This window comes from Nocardioides sp. NBC_00850 (assembly GCF_045207335.1).
Lineage (GTDB): Bacteria > Actinomycetota > Actinomycetes > Propionibacteriales > Nocardioidaceae > Nocardioides.
Genome location: NZ_CP108845.1, coordinates 422,208 through 444,397, shown reverse-complemented (window position 1 = coordinate 444,397; position 22,190 = coordinate 422,208). Strand labels below are relative to the sequence as shown.

21 protein-coding genes are annotated in these 22,190 nt (G+C 70.3%); 17 read left to right on the top strand and 4 right to left on the bottom strand.

Going from position 1 to position 22,190, the window contains the following annotated elements; all coding sequences use genetic code 11:
• Positions 1-3 precede the first annotated feature (3 nt).
• The 5 genes from OH802_RS02170 to OH802_RS02150 are packed head-to-tail and all read left to right on the top strand — an operon-like array spanning position 4 to position 4,518.
• Positions 4-1,056 (top strand): SGNH/GDSL hydrolase family protein, encoded by a 1,053-nt coding sequence (locus OH802_RS02170; RefSeq protein WP_406024686.1) that lies wholly within the window; start codon positions 4-6, stop codon positions 1,054-1,056.
• Positions 1,053-1,709 carry a class II aldolase/adducin family protein gene (locus OH802_RS02165; RefSeq protein WP_406024684.1) on the top strand — a complete coding sequence of 219 codons (657 nt, stop codon included), beginning with the start codon at positions 1,053-1,055 and terminating at the stop codon, positions 1,707-1,709. The genes OH802_RS02170 and OH802_RS02165 overlap by 4 nt, the downstream gene beginning before the upstream one ends.
• The gene (locus tag OH802_RS02160) at positions 1,706-2,650 is read left to right on the top strand and encodes a carbohydrate kinase family protein (RefSeq protein ID WP_406024682.1); all 945 of its coding nucleotides are present in this window, start codon (positions 1,706-1,708) and stop codon (positions 2,648-2,650) included. Before OH802_RS02165 ends, OH802_RS02160 begins: the two co-directional genes overlap by 4 nt.
• 3 nt (positions 2,651-2,653) lie before the next feature.
• A complete protein-coding gene (locus OH802_RS02155) occupies positions 2,654-4,045 on the top strand; it encodes a flavin monoamine oxidase family protein (RefSeq protein WP_406024680.1) in 1,392 nt (463 codons plus the stop codon).
• Complete coding sequence (locus OH802_RS02150) at positions 4,042-4,518, top strand: SRPBCC family protein (RefSeq protein WP_406024678.1); 477 nt, start codon at positions 4,042-4,044, stop codon at positions 4,516-4,518. The genes OH802_RS02155 and OH802_RS02150 overlap by 4 nt, the downstream gene beginning before the upstream one ends.
• Here the strand turns inward: OH802_RS02150 and OH802_RS02145 are convergent.
• On the bottom strand, positions 4,512-5,846 hold the full coding sequence (locus tag OH802_RS02145; protein WP_406024676.1) for a D-arabinono-1,4-lactone oxidase: 1,335 nt from the start codon (positions 5,844-5,846) through the stop codon (positions 4,512-4,514). The two genes, OH802_RS02150 and OH802_RS02145, sit on opposite strands and share 7 nt — an antisense overlap.
• Before the next feature lie 109 nt (positions 5,847-5,955).
• On the opposite strand from OH802_RS02145, the gene OH802_RS02140 reads away from it, so the two are divergent.
• Complete coding sequence (locus OH802_RS02140; protein WP_406024674.1) at positions 5,956-7,164, top strand: amino acid deaminase/aldolase; 1,209 nt, start codon at positions 5,956-5,958, stop codon at positions 7,162-7,164.
• Positions 7,161-8,336 carry an MFS transporter gene (locus OH802_RS02135; RefSeq protein ID WP_406024673.1) on the top strand — a complete coding sequence of 392 codons (1,176 nt, stop codon included), beginning with the start codon at positions 7,161-7,163 and terminating at the stop codon, positions 8,334-8,336. The genes OH802_RS02140 and OH802_RS02135 overlap by 4 nt, the downstream gene beginning before the upstream one ends.
• Before the next feature lie 32 nt (positions 8,337-8,368).
• On the opposite strand, the gene OH802_RS02130 is transcribed toward OH802_RS02135, so the two are convergent.
• The gene (locus OH802_RS02130; RefSeq protein WP_406024671.1) at positions 8,369-8,992 is read right to left on the bottom strand and encodes a TetR/AcrR family transcriptional regulator; all 624 of its coding nucleotides are present in this window, start codon (positions 8,990-8,992) and stop codon (positions 8,369-8,371) included.
• Between the two features lie 67 nt (positions 8,993-9,059).
• On the opposite strand from OH802_RS02130, the gene OH802_RS02125 reads away from it, so the two are divergent.
• From OH802_RS02125 to OH802_RS02115, 3 genes are read left to right on the top strand one after another with little or no spacing between them, the layout of a single operon-like run.
• A complete protein-coding gene (locus OH802_RS02125) occupies positions 9,060-10,436 on the top strand; it encodes a GH1 family beta-glucosidase (protein ID WP_406024669.1) in 1,377 nt (458 codons plus the stop codon).
• Positions 10,423-11,670, top strand: coding sequence for an MFS transporter (locus OH802_RS02120; RefSeq protein WP_406024667.1), 1,248 nt, complete (start codon positions 10,423-10,425; stop codon positions 11,668-11,670). Before OH802_RS02125 ends, OH802_RS02120 begins: the two co-directional genes overlap by 14 nt.
• A gap of 10 nt (positions 11,671-11,680) precedes the next feature.
• Positions 11,681-13,066 carry a GH1 family beta-glucosidase gene (locus OH802_RS02115; RefSeq protein WP_406024665.1) on the top strand — a complete coding sequence of 462 codons (1,386 nt, stop codon included), beginning with the start codon at positions 11,681-11,683 and terminating at the stop codon, positions 13,064-13,066.
• Between the two features lie 27 nt (positions 13,067-13,093).
• On the opposite strand, the gene OH802_RS02110 is transcribed toward OH802_RS02115, so the two are convergent.
• A complete protein-coding gene (locus OH802_RS02110; RefSeq protein ID WP_406024663.1) occupies positions 13,094-15,130 on the bottom strand; it encodes a discoidin domain-containing protein in 2,037 nt (678 codons plus the stop codon).
• 78 nt (positions 15,131-15,208) lie between these two features.
• Positions 15,209-15,805: a TetR family transcriptional regulator C-terminal domain-containing protein gene (locus tag OH802_RS02105; RefSeq protein WP_355020704.1), complete on the bottom strand. Its 597-nt coding sequence runs from the start codon at positions 15,803-15,805 to the stop codon at positions 15,209-15,211.
• Positions 15,806-15,934: 129 nt separating this feature from the next.
• Between OH802_RS02105 and hemL the strand changes: the two genes are divergently transcribed.
• From hemL to OH802_RS02070, 7 genes are read left to right on the top strand one after another with little or no spacing between them, the layout of a single operon-like run.
• Positions 15,935-17,263: a glutamate-1-semialdehyde 2,1-aminomutase gene (gene hemL, locus OH802_RS02100; protein ID WP_406024660.1), complete on the top strand. Its 1,329-nt coding sequence runs from the start codon at positions 15,935-15,937 to the stop codon at positions 17,261-17,263.
• A 2-nt stretch (positions 17,264-17,265) separates the two neighbouring features.
• Positions 17,266-17,922 (top strand): histidine phosphatase family protein, encoded by a 657-nt coding sequence (locus OH802_RS02095; RefSeq protein WP_406029441.1) that lies wholly within the window; start codon positions 17,266-17,268, stop codon positions 17,920-17,922.
• Between the two features lie 35 nt (positions 17,923-17,957).
• Positions 17,958-18,521 (top strand): TlpA family protein disulfide reductase, encoded by a 564-nt coding sequence (locus OH802_RS02090; protein WP_406024658.1) that lies wholly within the window; start codon positions 17,958-17,960, stop codon positions 18,519-18,521.
• On the top strand, positions 18,518-19,276 hold the full coding sequence (locus OH802_RS02085) for a cytochrome c biogenesis CcdA family protein (RefSeq protein WP_406024656.1): 759 nt from the start codon (positions 18,518-18,520) through the stop codon (positions 19,274-19,276). Before OH802_RS02090 ends, OH802_RS02085 begins: the two co-directional genes overlap by 4 nt.
• Positions 19,277-19,284: 8 nt before the next feature.
• Positions 19,285-20,871 (top strand): cytochrome c biogenesis protein ResB, encoded by a 1,587-nt coding sequence (locus OH802_RS02080; protein ID WP_406024654.1) that lies wholly within the window; start codon positions 19,285-19,287, stop codon positions 20,869-20,871.
• Complete coding sequence (ccsB, locus tag OH802_RS02075; protein WP_406024652.1) at positions 20,868-21,869, top strand: c-type cytochrome biogenesis protein CcsB; 1,002 nt, start codon at positions 20,868-20,870, stop codon at positions 21,867-21,869. The genes OH802_RS02080 and ccsB overlap by 4 nt, the downstream gene beginning before the upstream one ends.
• Positions 21,866-22,186: a DUF4229 domain-containing protein gene (locus tag OH802_RS02070; RefSeq protein ID WP_406024650.1), complete on the top strand. Its 321-nt coding sequence runs from the start codon at positions 21,866-21,868 to the stop codon at positions 22,184-22,186. The genes ccsB and OH802_RS02070 overlap by 4 nt, the downstream gene beginning before the upstream one ends.
• Positions 22,187-22,190 lie beyond the last annotated feature (4 nt).

Below are 22,190 nucleotides of genomic sequence, written 5' to 3'. Positions count from 1 at the left end.
CCGATGACCGTCACACCCCGACTGCGGAGCGTCATCGCAGCGACTCTGACCGTGGGCGCCGTGCTCGGTGCCACCGTGGCACCCGCCGTCGCCGACCCGGCACGCACCCCGAGCGCCGCACCGGCGTACCAGAAGTACGTCGCCCTGGGTGACTCCTTCACGGCCGGGCCGCTGATCCCGTGGAACAGCACCTGGTGCTTCCGCTCCAACAACAACTATCCGGCGTGGCTGGCCACCGATCTCGGGATCTACTACGAGCCGGGTGCGTTCCACGACGTCAGCTGCTCGTCGGCGGACACGAGCAACCTCACCCTGGCGCAGCCGACGCCCACGCCCGAGCTCAACCTGGCGAGCCAGTCGCCTCAGCTCGACGCCATCACCCTCGACACCGACCTGGTCACGCTCGGGATGGGCGGCAACGACTACGGCGTCTTCGGCTCGCTCATCGGCTGCGGCGACTTCCGTGACCAGAACCCCACGGGTACGCCGTGCCGGGACCACTACACGGTCGGCGGGATCGACACGCTCTCGGCCGCGCTCGACAACACCGGCCGCAACCTGAAGCGCTCGGTGGCCCTGATCAAGGAGCGCGCTCCCGGCGCGAAGGTCGTCCTCGTCGGCTACCCGCGCCTGCTGCCGCCCGCCGGCTACTGCCCGGACGTGGTCCCGTTCGCCGATGGCGACTACGCCTGGGCCGACTCCCTCAACCGCAAGCTCAACGCGGTGATGAAGCGCGCCGCGACCGACGAGGGCGCGACGTACGTCGACACCTATGGGCCCGCTCTCGGTCACGACGCCTGCGCCGGCGACGCAGCCTGGGTGCGCGGCCAGTCGACGGACCTGCTCGCGGGGGTCGCGTACCACCCCAACGGCGCCGGGATGCGCGCCATCAGCAAGATCGTGCTCGATGCTCTCGGCGAGCAGTCGGTGGCCGGGACGACCGCGCCGAAGACGCGGCCGGACAACGTGCGGGGCGATCGCGAACAGCAGCGCTGGCTCCGCGAGCACCCGGACGCCGTGCTCCCGACCGACGACGCTCCGGTAGGGGCACGATGACGCCGGAGCGAGAGGCGGTCGCCGATGCCTGCCGCGCATTGGCGGCCGAGGGGCTCGTCATCGGTACGGCGGGCAACGTCAGCGTCCGCTCCGGTGACCTGGTCGCGATCACCGCGACCGGGGCGTCGTTCGCCACGATGACCGCAGACCAGGTGACCGTCCTCGACCTCGACGGGCAGGTCGTCGCGGGTGAGCTCGCGCCGACGTCCGAGGTCGACCTGCACCTCGGGCTCTACCGACGCCGGGAGACGGGCGCGATCGTTCACACGCACGCTCCGATGGCCACCGCGCTGTCGTGCGTCCTGACCGAGCTGCCGTGCGTCCATTACGGCCTGCTGGCGCTCGGCGGCACGGTCCGGGTGGCGCCGTACGCGACCTTCGGCACGCCGGAGCTCGCCGAGCTGGTCATCGAGGCACTCGAGGACCGCGCCGGCGCGCTCATGGCCAACCACGGCGCCATCACCCATGCGGCCGACCTGGCCAAGGCGGTCGAGCTGGCCCTGCTCCTGGAGTGGGGCTGCACCGTCTACTGGCGCGCCGCCGCCATCGGCACCCCGCGCGTCCTCGACGAGGACCAACAGGCCGCGGTGATCCACGCCGCCCTGACCCGCAGCTACGGCACCACCCGTCCCTCATCACAGGAGAACTCGTGACCACTTCCCCCACCGTCGTCACCCTCGGCGCACACGTGCTCGACACGCTGGTACGCCACGTCGAGTCGATCCCCGAAGGACAGGACGGCCAGCTGGTCGACGAGATCCGGGTCACCGCGGCCGGCCCCGCCGGGGGCACCGCGCTGGTGCTCTCCAAGCTCGGCGCGACCGTGGTCAGCGCGGGCGCCATCGGGACCGACGCGGTCGGCGACCAGCTGCTCTCGCTGCTGCAGCGCGATGGCGTGGACACCGAGCATCTGGTACGCCGCGAGGACCACCAGACCTCGGCGAGCGTGCTCCCGATCCGTCCCGACGGGTCGCGGCCGGCATTCCATGTGATCGGTGCCAACGGCGCCTACGGTGTCGACGACGCGCCGCTGGACGTGATCGCCGCGGCGGACCACCTGCACCTCGGCGGCCCGGAGTTCATGGGCGGCGACGCGGCGGCGAAGATCCTCGCCCACGCGCGCGACAACGGCGTGACCACCTCGCTCGACTCCCTCGCGCCCGGCGACCCGGGCATGTTCGAGTGGATCGCGGCCGCGTTCCCCTATGTCGACCACCTGCTGGTCAACGACGAGCAGGCGCTCGGCTGGACCGGTGCCGTCGACCTGGAGGCGGCCTGCCGCAAGCTGGTCGAGGCCGGCGCCGGCTGCGTGGCCGTGACCGCCGGCGCCCGGGGCGCGGTCGTGGTGACTGCGGACGAGACGGTCCGGGTGCCGGCGTACGACATCGAGGTGGTCGACACCACCGGCTGCGGCGACGCGTTCTCGGCGGGCTACATCCGCGGTCTCGCGCTGGGCCGGACGCCCGCCGAGGCGGCCGGGCTGGGCTGCGCCACCGCCGCTCAGGTCGCCGGCGGCCTCGGGTCCGACTTCGGCAGCTTCGATCTCGCCTCGGTCGAGAGCTTCGCCGCCGACGCGGCGCTCAAGGAGGTCTGAGCGGTGCCACGCCCCGCTCGGGTCGACGTGGCGATCGTCGGTGCCGGCCTGGCCGGGCTGACCGCCGCTCGCGCCCTGGTGGCCGCGGGCCGCAGCGTCGTCGTACTCGAGGCGCGCGACCGGGTGGGCGGTCGCACCCTCAACCACGACCTCGGCGACGGGCAGGTCGTGGAGGCCGGCGGACAGTTCGTCGGGCCGACCCAGAACCACATCCTCGGGCTGGCCGCCGAGCTGGACGTCAAGACCTTCCCGGCGTACACCGAGGGTGAGGCGGTCTACGTCCGCGGCGGCCGCGCCAAGCGCTACGCCGGGGACATCCCTCCGGACCCGACGGCCCTGGCGGATGTCGCGGTGACGCTGGCCCGTATCGACCGGCTCGCCCGGCGGATCCCGTTGGGCGCACCATGGCAGGCACGCAACGCTGCACGGCTGGACGCCGTCACCTTCGACTCGTGGATCCGCGACACCACTGTCAGCGCAGCCGGCGTCGACCTGGTCAACATCTTCTTCGGCTCGGCCTACGGCGGCACCGCGGCGGATGCCTCGGCTCTGTTCAGCCTCCACTACGTCGCGGGCATGGGCGATGAGGACAACCCCGGCTCGATCGCCCGCGGGATCGGGGTGGAGGGCGGAGCCCAGCAGGATCGTTTCGTCGGCGGCTCGCAGGTGGTCTCGCTGGCGATGGCCGAGCAGCTCGGGGACCGGGTGGTGCCGAACGCTCCGGTGCGCGCGATCGAGCAGAACGGCCGCACCGTGAAGCTGCGTACCGACGTGGGCGTGTGGCAGGCCGGGCACGCGATCGTCGCCGTCCCACCCCCGCTCGCCGGCAAGATCTCGTGGTCGCCGTTGCTGCCCGCGCCGCAGGCGGCTCTCTTCGACCGGATGCCGATGGGCAACCTGATGAAGTGCGAGGCGGTGTACGACGAGCCGTTCTGGCGCGCGGACGGGCTCTCCGGCCAGGCCACGTTCCGCTCGCCCGACTCGGCGATCTGCTCGATGTTCGACAACACCCCGCCGAGCGGCGGACCCGGTGTGCTGATGGGGTTCCTCGGTGGCCGTGCCTGGCGGGCGCTGTCCCACCGGCCGCCACGCGAGCGCCGGGCCGCCGTGCTGCGTACCTTCGCGCGGGCGGTCGGGCGGGAGGCGCTGCGCCCGCGCGACTACTTCGAGCAGGACTGGTCTAGCGAGGAGTGGACCCGGGGCGGGCCGACATCGGTCCTGCCCCCCGGCGTACTCACCGCCCTCGGCGCCTGGCGGGACCGGCCCTTCGGGCTCGTGCACTGGGCCGGCGCGGAGCACGCCGACTACTGGAACGGCTACATGGACGGCGCCGTCCGCTCCGGCCGCGACGCCGCGGCTGCCGTGATCGACGTACTGGAAGGAACTGAGAGATGAGCATGACCGAGCTGAGCGAGACCGCTGTGCTGGCCGTCCCTGTGGAGCGGGTCTGGCGGGTGGTGTCGGCGACGAACCGGTACGCCGAGTGGGTGGACGGCGTCTTCGAGGTGACCGATCATCACGGCGAGGCCGAGGTCGGTCGCACCTACGCTGAACGCAACCGCACCATCGGACCGCTGTCCACGCGGTCGACGTGGACGGTCAGGGAGATCGAGCCGCTGACGACCCGCATCGACACCGGTGAGGGCTTCGCCCCGTTGCACGAGATGACCAACGTCTTTCGCTTCCGGCCGGTCGCTGTCGACGGTGTCGACGGTGCCGGCACCGAGATGACGTACGCCGTCCGTTACCGCGTCGGCCTGGGCCCGCTCGGCGCGGTGATCGACAAGGTCACCCAGCCCGGGCTGCGGAAGGCGTTCCAGCAGTCGATGCGCAACCTGGAGGACCTGATCGTCGCCGAAGGTCAGTGACGGGTCGGCGAGATCTGGTGCAAGGTGTGGCCGAGGACCCGGTCGACGTACGGGTTGGCGAAGACGCCGGTCGGGTCCAGCTCGTCGCGTAGCGCGGTGAAGTCGCCGAATCGCGGGTATCGCTCGGCGAGGTCGGCCGCGGTGAGCCGGTGCATCTTGCCCCAGTGCGGACGCCCGCCGGCAGCGCCGAGGATGTCCTCGCAGACGGAGAACCAGCGCTCGTGGGGCATCCGGTGGTACTGGTGGAAGGCGACATACGCGACGTCGCGGTCGTACGCCGGCGAGAGCCAGATGTCGTCGCTCCTCACGAAGCGCACCTCGAGCGGGAACGACACCTTCTCGTCATGGGTGTCGACCCACTGCCGGAGCTCGCGGAGCACGTCTGCGACCGCGGCCCGCGGGACGGCGTACTCACCCTCGCGGAAGCGCACGTCGCGGTGGGACGCGAACACGTTCGGGGCCAGGTCGGTGAAGTCCCGGGACGACACCGCGCGGGTCACGAACCGGGTGATCCCGGGCACCAGGTCAGGGAATCGGGTGCCGAGGCGCAACAGCGCCTCGAAGCCGATGTTGGTGACGATCTTGTCGTCGATCGTCCTGGCGAACGCGCTCATCGGGTTGAGCTCGACGTCGCCCGGAAGCCGCTCGAAACGGCGAGTCAGTGCGGTGGTCGTGTGCGGGAACCAGAAGAACTCGAAGTGGTCGTTGCCCGCCACCAGCTCGTCGAGCCCGTCGAGCGTCTCATCGAACGGCATCGGCGCGTCGACCGCGCGCAGGGCATAGAGAGGCACGCACTGGAGCGTCACCTTGGTGATCACGCCGAGCGCTCCGATCGACACCCGCGCGGCCTCGAAGAGCTCCGGCCGCTCCTCGCGTGAGCACGTCACGACCGAGCCGTCGGCGAGCACCAGCTCGAGCGCGCGGATCTGGTTGGAGATGCTCCGAAACCTCTCGCCGCTGCCGTGGGTGCCGGTCGAGATCGCGCCGGCGACCGTCTGCCGGTCGATGTCGCCGAGGATCTCCATCGCCAGCCCGTGCTGGGCGAGCATCGGGTTGAGCCGGTGCAGCGGGAGTCCGGCCCCGACGGTGACCAGGCCCGAGTGCCCGTCGACGGCGAGCACGCCGTCCAGCCGGTCCGGCCGGAGCTGCAGCCCGGGCGCGACGGCCGCGCCGGTGAAGGAGTGCCCGGACCCGATCGCGCGCACCGTCAGACCGTCGGCGACGGCAGCCTTCACGGCGGCCGCGACCTCATCGGTCGTCGCGGGCGTGGCCACGCGTGCCGGGGTCACCTCTTCGGTCCCGGACCAGTTGCGCCACCGAGTGCTCATGGGTGGGTCCCTTCTGCGGACGGTCGGCCCTCAGGATGGCCCAGGTCACACCAAAGGTCAATAGTCTTGGACACTTGACCTAATTCGATGGTCGGTCCATGCTCAGTGAATGCTGGATCTCACCGTCCCGACGCGCGTACGTGCCTCCTTCGACGACCTCGAAGCCGCCACCGCCGACCTCCCCACGCCGTACGCCGTGGTGGACGTGGCCGCATTGCGCACCAACGCAGCCGACCTGGTTCGTCGGGCCGGCGGCAAGCCGATCCGCGTCGCGAGCAAGTCCGTGCGCTGCCGTGCCCTGATGCGGAGCACGCTGGCGATGCCGGGCTTCCAGGGCGTGCTCGCCTACACCCTGCCTGAGGCGCTCTGGCTCGCGCATGAGGTCGAGGACGTCGTGGTCGGCTACCCGACCGCGGACACGGCCGCCATCCGGCGACTCGCCGACGACGACCTGCTGGCCTCTCGGGTGACGCTGATGATCGACAGCGTCGAGCATCTGGAGCTGATCGCCGCCGCGGCCGGCGCCAGCGGTCCGCGGATCCGGATCTGCATCGAGCTCGACGCCTCCCTCCGCCTGGCCTCCGGCAGAGTGCACCTCGGCGCCCGGCGCTCGCCCGTGCACGCGCCCGAGCAGGCGGCCGCACTCGCCCGGGCCGTCGTGGCCCACCCGCGCTGCGAGCTGGTCGGCGTGATGGCCTACGAGGGCCAGATCGCGGGGATGGGCGACAACCAGCCGGGCCTGTCCAAGCACGTCATCCGTGCGCTGCAGCGGAGGTCCGTCGACGAGCTGGCCGAACGACGGGCCGCCGCCGTGGCCGCTGTGCGACGTGTGGCGCCGCTGGAGTTCGTCAACGGCGGCGGCACCGGCAGCATCGAGACGACTGTCGCTGAGGACGCCGTGACCGAGGTGGCCGCCGGGTCGGGACTGCTCGCTCCGCACCAGTTCGACCACTACACCCGCTTCCACCCCCAGCCTGCGGCGTACTTCGTCCTGTCGGTGGTACGCCGCCCCTCACCGCGCCACGCGACGGTTCTCGGTGGTGGCTGGATCGCCTCCGGAGCGGCCGGCAAGGACCGGCTCCCGATCCCGGTGTGGCCGCGCGGCCTCGGTCTGGTGCCGTCCGAGGGAGCGGGCGAGGTGCAGACGCCGCTGACCGGTGCTGCGGCTGCCCGTCTCCGGATCGGCGACCGGGTCTGGTTCCGCCACACCAAGGCCGGCGAGCTCTGCGAGCACGTCGACGAGCTGGTGCTCGTCGACGGCGGCAGCGTTGTCGACGCCGTCCCGACCTACCGAGGAGAAGGAAAGACGTTCCTATGACCACCACCGTCACCCCCGCGCCGCCACGTGCGGCACGCCGGGCCTGTTTCGCGGCCTTCGGGATCCAGGGATTCACGTTCGCGTCCCTGATCACCCGGCTGCCCACGATCAAGGCCGAGCACGACCTGAGCGACTACCAGGTGCTCCTGCTGCTGGGCGGGGTGGCGATCGCGTCGGCCGTCGGCAGCGTCATCACCGGGTACGCCGCCGCGCGCTTCGGCAGCGCCACGGTCCTCAGGGTCGCGCTCGTCGGCGCGTCGGTGGCGACACTGCTCGTCTCGCTCCCGGACAGCGTGGCGGGCCTGGTCGTCGCGGTGTGTGCCTACGGGCTCTTCGTCGGTCAGATCGATGCGGCCATGAACATGCAGGGCGTCGGCATCGAGGACCGCTACGGCCGCAGCATCATGGTCGGCTTCCACGGCATGTGGAGCCTCGGCGCGGTCATCGGCGGCGGCTATGCGGCGCTGACCCTGGAGCTGGGCTGGTCGCTCCTGCCGTCGTTCGCGATCGTCTGCGCGGTCGGGCTCGTGCTCAACCTCGCGCTGCTGGGTGATCTGCTCCAGGTCGACCCGATCGACGGTCACGTCGATGCAGGGCAGCATGCGCCGAGCGTGCCGTGGCTGCCGGTCCTGCTGCTCGCCGTACCCACCTTCGTGATGTGGTTCCTCGACTCGTCGATCTCGGCCTGGGGTGGCATCTACCTGGTCGACGGGCTGTCGTCGACGCAGAGCGCGGCGGCCCTGGCGTTCACGGCGTACCAGGCGGTGCTGCTGGTCACCCGGCTGTTCGGTGACAAGGTCGTACGCCGCATCGGGCCGGTGCGGACCGTGCGCATCAGCGGGCTCGTCGCGATCGTCTCGATGGCGCTGGTCGTCGCCGCGCCGTCGGTGTGGGTCGCGATCGTGGGGTTCGGCCTGCTCGGCGCCGGCCTGGCGATGATCCCGCCGCTGTCGTTCGTCGCGGCCGGTCAACTGGACGCCGACGGTGGCGGTCAGGCCGTCGCCCGGGTCAATGTGTCCAACTACGTCGGCTACCTCGTGGCCGCCGTCGCCATCGCCACCGTCGCCGAGCAGATCAGCCATCGCGCGATGTTCGTGCTGCCGCTGCTGCTGAGCCCGGTCCTGTTGCTGATGGCATCCCGGTTCGCCCCCTATGTGAGGAGCAAGGCATGAGTGCTGGGACTGAGCGCTCCGATGGACGTCGGTCAGTCCGTCGAGCTGGGTGAGCGCGGGGCGAGGAGAGGTAGCGCTTCGAGCAGGATGTCGAAGGCTCCGAGCACGTCCGCGTCGGGGTCGAGCAGGGCCTGCAGCTGCAGGCCGTCCATGGCTGCCATCACCAGGCGCGCGACGCCCGCCATGTCCGTAGCAGGGGCCGCGTCCGGCTCGAGCTCGTCCGGTGCGGCCTCGGTCAGCGCTGCGGTGAACTCGGCGACGGTACGCCGGTAGCGGGCGACGGTGAAGTCGTGGGCCGGGTGGCTCGGGACGATCGACTCGGCGGTGACGGTGGTGAACAGCTGGGTCAGCCCGCGGTCGGCGATGGCCCGCTCGAACATGCTCCGCGCCACCTGGGCCTGCTCGTCCCAGGTCGCGCCGGTGTCCGCCTGCTGGCGCGAGGCCTGGTCACGCTCCTCCAGCACGGCCATCAGCAGGCCCGTCTTGGAGCCGAAGTGATGCAGCACCCCGGCCTGGCTCATGCCGGCCAGGTCCGCGATCTCCCGCAGCGATGCCCCGTGGCTGCCTCGACGCCCGAACACGTCCTGAGCCACGTCGAGGATCCGGCGCCGCTGCTCGGCGGACTTGGCGTACGGACCACGGGCTCGGCTGGACATGCTCGCAGTCTAGGCGGCCCGAACGAAAACCTAGCGGCCATTCGGTATTCGCGTTATCGTCATGGCCATGACCCGGCCGCCGCCCCGATTCCCACCTGGCTTCGAGTGGGGTGTCGGCGCCTCGGCGTACCAGACCGAAGGCGCGCTCGACGCTGACGGGCGGGGACGGTCCACGTGGGACGTGTTCTGCGAGCAGACCGGGCGGATCGCCGACGGATCGACGCCGGCGACCAGCGCCGGCTTCTACGACCGCTACCCCGAGGACATCGCGCTGGTACGCGACCTCGGTGCCGACGTCTACCGATTCTCGATCGCCTGGCCGCGGATCCTGCCGACCGGGTCGGGCGACGTCAACGCCAAGGGCCTGGACTTCTACGACCGGGTCGTCGACGAGATGCTGGCTGCCGGTCTGAAGCCGGCGCCGACGCTCTACCACTGGGACACCCCGCTGCCGATCGAGGATGCCGGCGGCTGGATGAACCGAGACACCGCGCTCCGCTTCGGTGAGTACGCCGCGGTCGTGGCCGAGCGGCTGGCCGACCGCGCGGCGTACTGGATCCCGCTCAACGAGCCGGTGGTGCTCTCGATGCTCGGCTACGCGATCGGCGGCTACGCCCCCGGGCAGGAGCTGCTCTTCGAGTCGCTCCCGACCGTCCACCACCAGCTGCTCGCCCACGGGCTCAGCGTCCAGGCGATCCGTGCATCCGGCGGCGGCAGCGTCGGGACCGCCAACCCGCACGCGCCGACCTGGCCCGCCTCCGACAGTCCGGAGGACCTCGCTGCCGCTGCGTTCAGCGCCGACCTGACCGACTGGATCTGGGGCGACCCGATCCTCCTCGGACGCTACCCTGAGGGGTATGCCGAGGGGATGCCCGGTCCGGTCGCCGAAGACCTCGAGGTCATCTCGACCCCGCTCGACTTCTACGGCGTCAACTACTACAGCCCGCAGCGAGTTGCCGCCCCGACCGGTGAGCCGTCGTTGATCCAGGAGCACGAGATCCCGGCGGAGATGCCGTTCCGGGCGGTCGAGGTCGATGGGCCCAAGACCGGGCTCGGCGGCGAGATCAGCCCCGACGGCCTGCGCGAGGTCCTGCTGACGCTGACCGAGCGGTACGGCGAGAGCCTGCCGCCACTGATCGTCACCGAGAACGGCACCTCGCAGCAGCCCGGCACCGAGGAACCCGGCCCCGACGGCAGGATCCACGACGACGGCCGGATCGCCTACCTCGACGCGCATGTGCGCGCCGTGCACCAGGCGATCGAGGCGGGCGCGGACGTCCGTGGCTACTGGGTCTGGTCGCCGACCGACAACTTCGAGTGGACCCACGGCTTCACCCAGCGCTTCGGCCTCGTGCACATCGACTACGACACCCTGGTGCGGACGCCGAAGGACTCCTACTCCTGGTATCAGCAGCTGATCGGCGCCCAACGTGACCAGCTCTGAGCTCATTCGGTCGGCGCTGGACGAGCCGGCCAAGCCGGCCCCCGCGTCATGGGTGGCCGCGATCTCGCTGGCCAACGTCGGTCTGTTCACCGCGTGGTTCGGCCCGATCCTGACCCTGCTCGGGATGCAGGCGGAGCGGTTCGCCGGTGACGACAAGGAGGCCGCGCTCGCCTGGGTCGTCGGCATCGGCGCGCTCTGCTCGACGGTGGCCAACCCGGTCTTCGGCGCGCTCTCGGACCGGACCACGTCGCGCTACGGCCGTCGACTGCCGTGGACGGTCCTCGGCATCTGCGGAGGCGTGGCCAGCCTGGTGCTGCTGGCCTTCGCGCCGAACCTCGTCGTGGTGGCCATCGGATGGTGCCTGGCCCAGATCGCCCTCAACGCGAACTTCGCGGCGATCACGCCCGCCGTACCCGACCATGCGCCGCACCAGCAGCGGGGCACGATCGGCGGCTTCCTCGGCCTCGCCCAGACCGTCGGCGCCGTCGTCGGCGCCGGGCTCGCGGCGGCTGCGGGCGGGATCGTCGGTGGCTACCTCGCGTGCGCGGTCTTCCTGGTGATCGCGAGCGCGCCGTACGTCGCGATGCGCCGCGACCTGGTCCTCGACCCCTCCGACCGGCCATCGTTCTCGTGGGGAACGTTCCTCCGTGGCTTCTGGATCAGCCCTCGTCTGCACCCCGACTTCGCCTGGGCATGGCTCACCCGCTTCCTGATGAACCTCGGGTTCTCGATCGGGCTGGTCTACCTGCTCTTCTACCTCGATGACGCGGTTCACCACGAGAACCCCGAAGCCGGCGTCTTCCTGCTCTCGGCGGTCAACTCCCTCGCTCTGCTGGTCACGGTCGTTGCGGGCGGATGGCTGTCGGACCGGTTCGATCGCCGCCGGATCTTCGTGACCGTCGCCGGCGTCGTGATGGCTGCCGGCACCCTCTCGCTGGCCGGCTTCCACTCCTGGACGGCCGCGATCATCGGCGTGGCCGTCCTCGGTCTCGGCATGGGCGTGTTCACCTCGGTCGACCTCGCGCTGATGATCGACGTACTCCCCGAGGCGATCGACCGCGGCAAGGACCTCGGCGTCGTCAACATCGCCAACTCGCTGCCGCAGGTGCTCGCCCCCGTCGTGGCCGCACCGATCGTGAGCGTGCTCGGCGGCTACTCCACCCTGTACGCCGTCGCCGCCGGCGTGACACTGACCGGCGCCGTCCTGGTCTACCGGATCAAGTCCGTTCGATAGGAGACAACTCGTGACCACCCATCCTGATCTGCCGAGCCTGCAGCTCCCCACCGACTTCGTGTACGGCGTCTCCACCGCGTCGTACCAGATCGAAGGTGCCGTCGAGGAGGGCGGCCGCGGGCCGTCGATCTGGGACACGTTCTGCGCAGAGCCGGACCGGATCAAGAACGGCGATACCGGGGCGGTCGCGTGCGACCACTACCACCGCTACCCCGAGGACATCGCGCTGATGAAGGACCTCGGCGTGGATGCGTACCGGTTCTCGATCGCCTGGCCGCGGATCCAGCCGACCGGCTCCGGGCCGGCCAACGCCGAGGGGCTGGCCTTCTACGACCGGCTCGTCGACGGGCTGCTGGAGGCGGGCATCAAGCCGGCCGCGACGCTCTACCACTGGGACCTGCCGCAGGCTCTGCAGGACGCCGGCGGCTGGCTCAATCGCGACACCTCGCTCCGCCTCGCCGAGTACGCCGCGATCGTCGGCGAGCACCTCGGTGACCGGGTCTCGATGTGGATGCCGCTGAACGAGCCGGTCGTGGTCACCATGTTCGGGCATGCGCTCGGCACCCACGCCCCCGGCCAGGCGCTCGGCTTCGACGCGCTGCCGGTGGCCCATCACCTGCTGCTCGGTCACGGCCTGTCCGTCTCCGCGCTGCGCGCGGCCGGAGCGAGCAACATCGGCATCGCGTCCAACCACCAGCCCGCCCGGCCGGCGTCGGACTCGGCCGAGGACCGCGATGCGGCCGAGATGTTCGGCACGCTGACCAACTGGCTGTTCTCCGACCCGATCCTGCGCGGCGAGTACCCCGACGAGCTGATCACCTCGATGATGCCTGGACCTGTGGCGGAGGACCTGAAGGTGATCTCGACCCCGCTCGACTGGTACGGCATCAACTATTACCAGCCGGTGCTGGTCGGCGCCCCCGGTTCCGGCGGCGACCAGGGCCCGGCGCTCGAGGGCGCGATCATGCCGGAGGGGCTTCCGTTCGAGCCGCGCCAGCTCGTCGGCGTACCCACCACCGATTTCGGGTGGGCGATCGTCCCCGACGGGCTCACCGAGATCTTGACCCAGTTCCACCAGCGGTACGCCGACGCGCTGCCGCCGGTCTACGTCACCGAGAGCGGCTGCTCGTTCCACGACACCGTCGCGGCCGACGGGGGAGTGCACGACCAGCCCCGGATCGACTACCACGACGCGCACCTGCGGGCGGTGGCCGACGCGATCGCCGCCGGTGTGGACGTACGCGGCTACTTCGCGTGGTCGCTGCTCGACAACTTCGAGTGGGCGGAAGGGTACGCCGAGCGCTTCGGGCTCGTGCACGTCGACTACGACACGCTTCGGCGTACTCCCAAGGACTCGTTCCGCTGGTACCAGGAGCTGATCGCCGCCCGCCGCTGACCGGCGGGCGGGACCCGCTCCGGCAGGTCAGCGGTCGTAGACGCCGACCTCCCACAGCGAGTAGCCGTAGCGGGTGGCGCGGCTGACGCCGTGGATGCGTACGTAGCGCGCCGTGGTCGGCTCGAAGGTCGCGGTCTCGACCCCGCCCTTCCCGGTGTCGGTCGACCACACCGTGCGCCACGTCGTACCGTCCGAGGAGACCTCGACCTTCCACGCCGCCGCATGGGCGCTCTCCCAGTCGGCGACCACGCGGCCCACGGTCCGTTCGCTGCGCAGGTCGAGGGTGAGCCACTGGTCGTCGCTCCAGTCGCTGGCCCAGCGGGTGCCGGTGTCGCCGTCGATGGCGCGGCCCGGCGCGAAGCTGGTGAAGGCGCTCCACTCCGACGAGCTCGCCGTGGCGCGCGACCCGGCCGCGAGGTTGCCCGGCAGCGTGTAGCCGGATGCGGCGCCCCACGTGTCGAGGTAGGACTGGGCTCCGCCCATCAGGTCCTGGACGGCCTCGGTGCCGCCGAGACGGCGAATCTGCTCGATCCAGTCCGGGACCAGGCCGACGTGGGCTCCGCCGTCGGTGTTCACGTCCCAGACCCGTTCGCCGGTGACCTGTTTGTCGATCAGCGACCCGCCGTCGACACTGCGGAACGGATAGGTCACCGGGCTGGGTCCGTCGGCACCCAGGGGAGCGGGGTGAGAGCCGAGGCCGTTGAAGTCGGTGCCGATGCCGAGGCCCTTGTCGTATTCGGTGCGCAGCGCCTCGGTCCGCCCGGCGGCGCCGATGAACTCCTCGGGTCCGAACATGTACTCACCGATGAAGCCGCCGAGCCCGTAGACGCGTTCGGCCCAGCCGAGGTCGGCCCAGCTGTGGCTGGAGATGACGCCGGGGTAGTCGGCCGACTCGAGGATGTCGAGCGCGCGGCCGGTGGCCTTCACGCTCATGTGGTCGAGCTCGACGAGCATGCCGCGCTGCATCATCCCGCGCATCGCGTACTCGCCGAGACGGGAGAGGCCGCGGGTGTTGCACTGCGCCTCGTCGTCGTACGTCGGCACCTCGGTGCCCGCGGGCAGCTTCTCCTCGATCTCGGGGACCGGCGCGTCGCCGATCGGGTTGTCGTGCTGCGGCCCGTGGCACTTCTCGGTCTGCCAGAAGGTGCCCGTCGACAGGAACTGGCCGACGTTGATGATCGTCCCGGTCGTGCCCGAGTCGAAGCGCACCCCGCAGAGCGCGTTGTCGAACTTGTGGCACAGGAACATGCTGCGTACGCCGAGGGCGTGCAGCTCGTCGAGGCCTTGGTCGATACCGGCCTTGCTGCACTGCGGGACGTCGAGGACCTGCTTGCAGCCGAATGGCTCGGAGGTCTCGACGCCGAGGATCACGGCGAGCTTGCCGTCCTCGATGACCTGCTTGGCCTGCGCGGGATCGGTGACGATCCGGAACCAGCCCTTGCCCTCGCCGCCGTACATCCTGTCGACGAAGTCCTGCAGGTCGTAGGTCTTCTCCGCCTGCAGCCGGATCGACTCCATCTCGTCGCAGCCGCGGTCGCGGTTGGGGTTGATCGAGCAGATGACGCCGTTGCTGGTCAGGTCGGTGACCAGGACGCGCTGCCCGGCTCGCCACGACCGCTCCAGCCAGGCGTAGTAGTTCTGCTGGTGCGACATCGTGCGGTACGACGGCCAGTCCTTGAAGGTCGGCCAGCCCACCGGGTCGTGCTTGCCGTCCGGCTCTGCGCCGGTGAGGTTCTCCAGCAGCGCGCCGGAGCCGTCGGGGTAGTGGGCCGCGCAGTCCTCGAGCGCGTCGGCGACCCCGGCGTCGGAGAACGGCTTGCCGCAGACCAGCTCGCCCCCGAACGCCTCGTTGGTCATCAGGTGGTTGTGGACGTCGGCGAAGCCGCGTACGTCACCGTTGGCATCGGTGCCGGTGAAAGGCTTGCCGGTGACGTTGACCTGGGAGTCGGGCGCCGGCCGGTCGGCCGGCTCCCACCACTGGTCCGGCGGCGACGACCAGCCCGGCGGGGCGAACGCCACGAAGCCGATGAGGACGAGACAGAGCAGCGTGCGGATGGCGTTCACAGTGCCTCCAGGGTGCGTGACGTACGCCGCATCCTAGAGTTGGTCGCATGACCGGGTCAACGGTCCAAGGGCCCGTGACTACGCCGATCTGGCCATGGAGGCGACGTGTGCCGCGGCGAAGTCGAGCGCGGCGCCGGCGGCCTCGGCGTCGCCCTCGTTGAGGAACAGCAGGGTGAGGCCGTCGATGTTGGCGGTGAGGTATCTCGCGAGCATGGGGATCGGCTGGTCCCACGTCACCCCGGTGGACTCGGCGAGGACGGTGAGGACCTGGGTGTTGGCCTCGAGGTAGGTCTCGTACTGACGGCGCGCGACCGTGGCCAGGCCCGGCTGACGAAGGGCGTACTGCGTCAGCTCGTAGGTCACCTGGTGCTCCTCGGGATTGGCGATGACGTGCTGCCAGTACGCCCTGAGCGCCGCCTGGAGCTTCTCCTCGAACGACTCCTCGCCGCGCATCTCCACCAGCGCCAGCTGGAGCGTGTGCCCGGTGATCGCCTCGATGACGTTCTCCAGCAGCTCCTGCTTGGAGCGGAAGCAGTAGTGGAAGGCCCCGAGCGGCATGTCTGCCTCCGCCACGATCGAGCGCGTCGTGGTCTTGGCGACGCCGTCACGGACCATCACCCGGATCGCGGCCTCGACCAGGCGTTCGCGGCGTACGTCGGCCGAGACGCGCGCCATCAGAGGTCTCTCGTCAGTAGGAAGCCCATGCCGCCAGCGTACGTGACCAAGACGGTTGACCAGGAGCCGAGCCGGGGCCGCGCCGGGGCGGAAATGGGGATTCGGGTGGGGTTGATGAAGAATGACCCGGTGCCTCACGACATCGCACCCCTGTCCGCAGCGGCATCCGAAGCGCTCTTCGCCCGCGCGAAGGCCGTGACGCCGGGCGGCGTGAACTCGCCCGTGCGCGCCTTCAACGCGGTGGGCGGGACGCCGCGCTTCATCCGGGAGGCGAAGGGGGCGTGGCTGACCGACGTCGACGGGAACCAATACGTCGACCTGATCTGCTCCTGGGGCCCGATGCTGCTGGGCCACGCCCATCCGGAGGTCCAGGCCGCGGTCCTGGAGGCCGTCACCAGGGGCACGTCCTACGGGACCCCGACCACGCCCGAGGTCGAGCTCGCCGAGGCGATCGTCGAGCGGGCGCCGGTCGAGAAGGTGCGGTTCGTCAGCAGCGGCACCGAGGCGACGATGTCGGCCATTCGGCTGGCACGAGGGTTCACCGGGCGCGACGTGATCCTGAAGTTCGCCGGCAACTACCACGGCCACGTGGACTCGCTGCTCGCCAGCGCCGGCTCCGGGCTGGTCACCCACGCGATCCCCGGCACCCCGGGCGTCCCGGAGAGCAGCACCGAGCTCACCGTCGTGCTGCCGTACAACGACCGAGCCGCGGTCACGGCGGCGTTCGAGGAATACGCCGGCCGGGTGGCCTGCCTGATCACCGAGGCCTCGCCGGGCAACATGGGCGTCGTGCCGCCGGAGCCCGGGTTCAACCAGTTCCTCAGCGAGACCTGCACGAAGAACGGCGCCCTGTTCATCTCCGACGAGGTGATGACCGGGTTCCGGGCCAGCAAGCAGGGGCAGTGGGGCCTGGACGGCAAGCACGAGGGCTGGACGCCCGACCTGGTCACCTTCGGCAAGGTGATGGGCGGCGGCTTCCCGGCGGCGGCCTTCGGCGGCCGCGCCGACGTGATGGGCTCGCTCAGCCCTGACGGCCCGGTCTACCAGGCCGGCACGCTCTCCGGGAACCCGGTCGCGACCACCGCCGGCCTCACGACCCTCAAGCTGGCGACCGATGAGGTCTACGACCACATCACCAGGGCCGCCGACGTCGTGAAGGCCGCGATCGAGGAGAGCTTCACCAAGGTCGGTCTCCCGCACGTCATCCAGTCCACCGGCACGATGTTCTCGGTTTTCTTCACCGACGAGCCGGTGCGCAACTTCGACGAGGCCAAGACCACCGACGAGGCGGCGTACAAGGCCTTCTTCCACGCCATGCTCGACCAGGGCGTCTACCTGCCGCCGAGCGCTTACGAGGCGTGGTTCCTATCCTCCGCCCACGACGAGCGGGCGATCTCCCAGATCACGGAGGCGCTTCCGTACGCCGCCGAGGCTGCTGCTGTAAAGGTGAAGTCATGAGTATCGAGACCACGGTCCACCTGCTGCGCCACGGTGAGGTGCACAACCCGGAGGGGATCCTCTACGGGCGCCGGCCAGGGTTCAACCTCTCCGAGCTCGGCCTGCGGATGGCCGAGCGGGTCGCCGACCGGATCGGCGGGCAGGACATCACCCACGTCATCTCCAGCCCGCTCGAGCGCGCCCAGCAGACCGCCGGGCCGCTGGCGAAGGCGCTCGGCGTCGACATCTCGCTCGACGAGCGGGTGCTCGAGTCGGAGAACCTCTTCGTCGGCAAGAGCTTCAAGGACGGCATGGGCCCGCTGAAGGACCCCAAGGTCTGGCCGAAGCTGGTCAACCCGTTCAAGCCGTCGTGGGGCGAGCCCTACCTGGAGATCGTGGCCAGGATGATGGCCGCGATCCACGACGCCCGGGACCAGGCGAAGGGCCACGAGGCGGTCATCGTCTCCCACCAGCTGCCGATCTGGACCACCCGGCTGCACATCGAGGGCCGCAGCTTCCTGCACGACCCGCGCCGCCGCCAGTGCGCGCTGTGCTCGCTGACCTCGCTGCACTTCGTCGACGACGAGTTCGTCGCGCTCTCCTACGGCGAGCCGGCCGGCGACATGCTGCCGGCGAAGGACAAGTACGCGCCGTTCTCGGCCGGCGACTCGGAAGATTAACGGGTCTCTCAGGTTTGTCAGGAAGAGTCCTGCGCGTGCGTAAGAAGTTGGGTGGCCTCCTCACAGTGGTGATGGTGGGGCTGCTGGTCGCGTGTGGGCAGACCGGCACGAACGAAGCCGGCTACATCTCCGGTGACGGCCGCACCCAGGAGATCCCGGTCGCCGACCGCGGGGAGCCCGTCGAGCTCGCCGGCGAGACCCTCGAGGGCAAGCCGTTCGACCTGGCCGACACCCGGGGCAAGGTCACGGTCCTCAACGTGTGGTGGACCGGCTGCGCGCCGTGCCGCAAGGAGATGCCGATGCTCCAGGCCGCCTACGAGGAGCTGGGCGACGAGGTCGCCTTCGTGGGGCTCAACACCCGCGACGCCTCGGCCGCGCAGGGGCTGGCCTTCGAGCGGCACTACGGCGTGGAGTACCCCTCGGTCTACTCGCCCGACGGAGCCGCCGTCCTCGCGCTGAAGGGCTCGTTGGCGCCGCGCGCCATCCCGGCCACCGCGATCCTCGACACCGAGGGGCGCGTGGCGGCGCTGATCCGCGGCGAGATCCCCTCGGCACGTACGCTCGACGAGCTGATCTCCACGGCAGGTGAATCCTCGTGACGAACTGGTTCGCGAGCACCGCGGGAAGCGGGTCGCTGATGCTGGCCATCCCGGTCGCGCTGCTGGCCGGGTTCCTCTCGTTCGTCTCGCCGTGCACGCTGCCGATGCTCCCGGGCTACCTCTCCTACGCCACCGGCCTGTCCGGCGCCGACCTCGCCTCCGGTGACGTACGCCGCGGCCGCATGCTCGCGGGCGCTCTGCTCTTCGTCGCCGGCTTCTCGGTGGTCTTCGTCCTGATGGGCATCACCGTCGGCGGGATCGCCTACAAGCTGCTCGAGTTCCAGCAGACCGGCACCAAGGTTCTCGGCGTGCTCTCGATCATCATGGGGATCGCGTTCATGGGCTTCATCCCGTTGCTGCAGCGCGACCTGAAGTTCCACAAGGTGCCGGCGGTCGGCCTGGCCGCGGCGCCGCTGCTCGGCTTCCTCTTCGGGCTCGCCTGGACCCCGTGCACCGGACCGACGCTGGGCGTCATCGCCGGCCTCGCCTGGGACCAGGGCACCGCCGCCCGCGGTGGCCTGCTGCTCGCGGTCTACGCGCTCGGGCTCGGCATCCCGTTCATCCTCGTCGCGGTGATGTGGCGCAAGGCCACCGTCGCGCTCACCTGGTTCCGCCGGCACACCCGCGCGATCACGATCATCGGCGGCGTGCTGATGATCCTGATCGGCGTCGCCATGCTCACCGGCTGGTGGGACAACGGCGTCCAGTGGCTGCAGGTCCAGCTCGTCCAGCGTTGGGAGGGCATCGCGCTGTGAGCACCCCGATGACCGACAAAGACCCTGCTGACCAGCAGAAACAAGAGAACGTACGCCGCCCGGGCGAGCTGAACGCCCGCGAGCTGGCACGCTGGGGCTGGCGTCAGCTGACCTCGATGCGTACGGCACTGATCCTGCTGCTGCTGCTCGCGCTCGCGGCCGTCCCGGGGTCCCTGATCCCGCAGGACGGCGTCGACTCGCTCAAAGCGGACCAGTGGCGCGAGGCGCACACGACGCTGACGCCGATCTACGAGAAGCTCGGACTCTTCAACGTCTACTCGACGCCGTGGTTCGCGGCGATCTACCTGCTGCTGATGGTCTCGCTGGTCGGCTGCATCATCCCGCGGTGCCTCGTCTACGCCCGGGCCATGCGGGCCGAGCCGCCGGCGACGCCGGCCAAGCTGACCCGGCTGCCCGACTCCGCGACGTACGTCACCGACGAGGAGCCCGCGGAGGTGCTCGCCGCGGCGCGGAAACAGCTGCGCGGCTACCGCATCCGGAAAGACGGTGACGGCGACTCCGTCTCGGCTGAGAAGGGCTATCTGCGCGAGGCCGGCAACCTGATCTTCCACATGTCCCTGATCATCGTGCTCGTCGCGTTCGCGACCGGGAGCCTGTTCGGCTACAAGGGCGGCGTGATCGTGCTGGTGGGGGAGGAGTACGGCTTCGCCAACGAGCTGTCGCAGTACGACGACTTCAAGTCCGGCTCGCTCTTCGCCCCTGAGGACCTCGACGACTTCAGCTTCAAGATCGACGACTTCAAGGCCGAGTGGCTGACCACCGGTGCGGGCGCCGGGACCGCGCGCGGGTTCAACTCGAAGATCCGCTACACGGCGGGATCGAGCGACGAGAAGAGCTATGACCTCAGGGTCAACCACCCGCTGACCATCGGCAGCACCGACGTCTTCCTGCTCGCCCACGGCTATGCGCCGGTGATCACCGTGCGCGACGGCAAGGGCGACGTGGCCTACTCCGGCCCGACGATCTTCCTCCCGCAGAGCCAGAACCTGCTCTCCTTCGGGGTCGTCAAGGCGCCGTACGCCTCGCCCGAGGAACTCGGCTTCCAGGGGCTGTTCTACCCGTTCGAGGGCACGGTCGACGGTGAGCCGGTCAACCTGATGGGCGACATCGGGGACGGGTCGCACGCGATGCTCTCGCTGCAGGGCTTCCGGGGCGACCTCAACCTCGACGCCGGGCCGCAGTCGGTCTACTCGCTCGACACCTCCAAGGCCAACATGATGTCGCCCGACGAGACCGGGAAGGCGTTCAACCTGCGCCTGGGGGAGACGGCCCAGCTCCCCGACGGTCTGGGATCGATCTCCTTCGACGACGTCCAGCAGTGGAACCGGGTGCAGATCTCGAAGTCGCCCGGCAAGGAGTGGGCGCTCCTCGGCGTCTCCCTCGCCCTCATGGGGCTCCTCGGGTCCCTCTTCATCCGCTCGCGACGGGTGTGGGTTCGCGCCCGCCGAGTCGATGGGCGCACACTGGTCGAGATCGCCGCCCTCGACCGCTCCGGCGGTGGAGACACCGCAGCCGTCGTCGCCGGCCTTGCGGAGACCCTACGAGGCGCGCGAACACAGGAGGAGAACCGATGACTGACCACACCTGGGGCGTTCTCAGCAACCAGGCCATCACGGCCGCCGGCGTCGTCTACTTCCTGGCGCTGCTCTGCGCGCTGGTCGAGTGGTCGGCCTGGCAGTCGCGCGCCAGGGCCGCGGTCGCGGAGAAGGAGCTCGTCGGCGCCGGTGCGCCGGCCGACGAGACCGACGCTGCGGCGAACCCCGCCGCTGCCGTACGCGAGCAGCGGGCCGCCCTCTTCGGACGCCTCAGCCTGCTCCTGACCGCCATCGCGGTCGCGTGCCACCTGATCGCGCTGGTCGGCCGCGGGATGGCCGCCGACCCCAACCGGGTGCCGTGGGGCAACATGTACGAGTTCACGATCTCCGGCTCGTTCGTGGTGGCCGCTGCGTACGTAGTTCTCTATCGGCGACTGAAGCTCTCCTGGATGGCGCCGTGGGTGCTCGGCTTCACGGTCGTCGTGCTGATGCTGGCCGTCGTCGGGCTCTACGAGCCGGTCGCGCCGCTGACCGAGGCGCTCAACTCCTACTGGCTCGTCATCCACGTCATCGCGGCCATCATCGCCACCGGCGGGTTCACGCTGGGCGGCATCGCCTCGGTGACGTACCTCCTCAAGGCCCGCTACCCCGACGCCGCCCTGCTGGCGCGGGTGCCCGACCTCGACAACCTCGACCGGGTCTCCTACCGGATCCACGCCTTCGCGTTCCCGGTGTGGACCTTCGGGGTGCTGATCTCCGGTCCGATCTGGGCCCACGAGGCCTGGGGCTCCTACTGGAACTGGGACCCCAAGGAGGTCTGGGCGTTCATCACCTGGGTCGTCTACGCCGGCTACCTGCACGCCCGCGCGACCGCCGGGTGGAAGGGCAAGAAGGCGGCGATCGTCGCGCTGATCGGGCTGGCCACGCTGTGGTTCAACTTCATCGGCATCAACTACTTCTCCTCGACCTCGCAGCACTCGTACGCTGCGCCCGCAGCCCCGGCGGTCGTCGAGCTCACCGAGGGAGCCTCACGATGAAAGAGTTCTGGATCTACACCGGCCTGCGGCTGCTGTCGCTGCTCGCCACCTTCGGCATCGTGGCGGGCATCTGGTCGCTCGTCGCGGGCGAGGTCGACATCTTCTTCGCGGTGATCGTGGCGTTCGTGATCAGCGGCGTGCTCTCCTTCTTCGTGCTCGACCCGCAGCGCCGGGCCTTCGCCGAGAAGGTCGAGACGCGGGCCGCGAAGGCGGTCGAGGCCGCTCGCGCCAAGGAGGACGCCGAGATCGACTCCGGGGCCGGCTCTGGGACCGACACCACCTCGAACGGCGAAGGCGATAGCCACAAGGTGTCCTGACCTG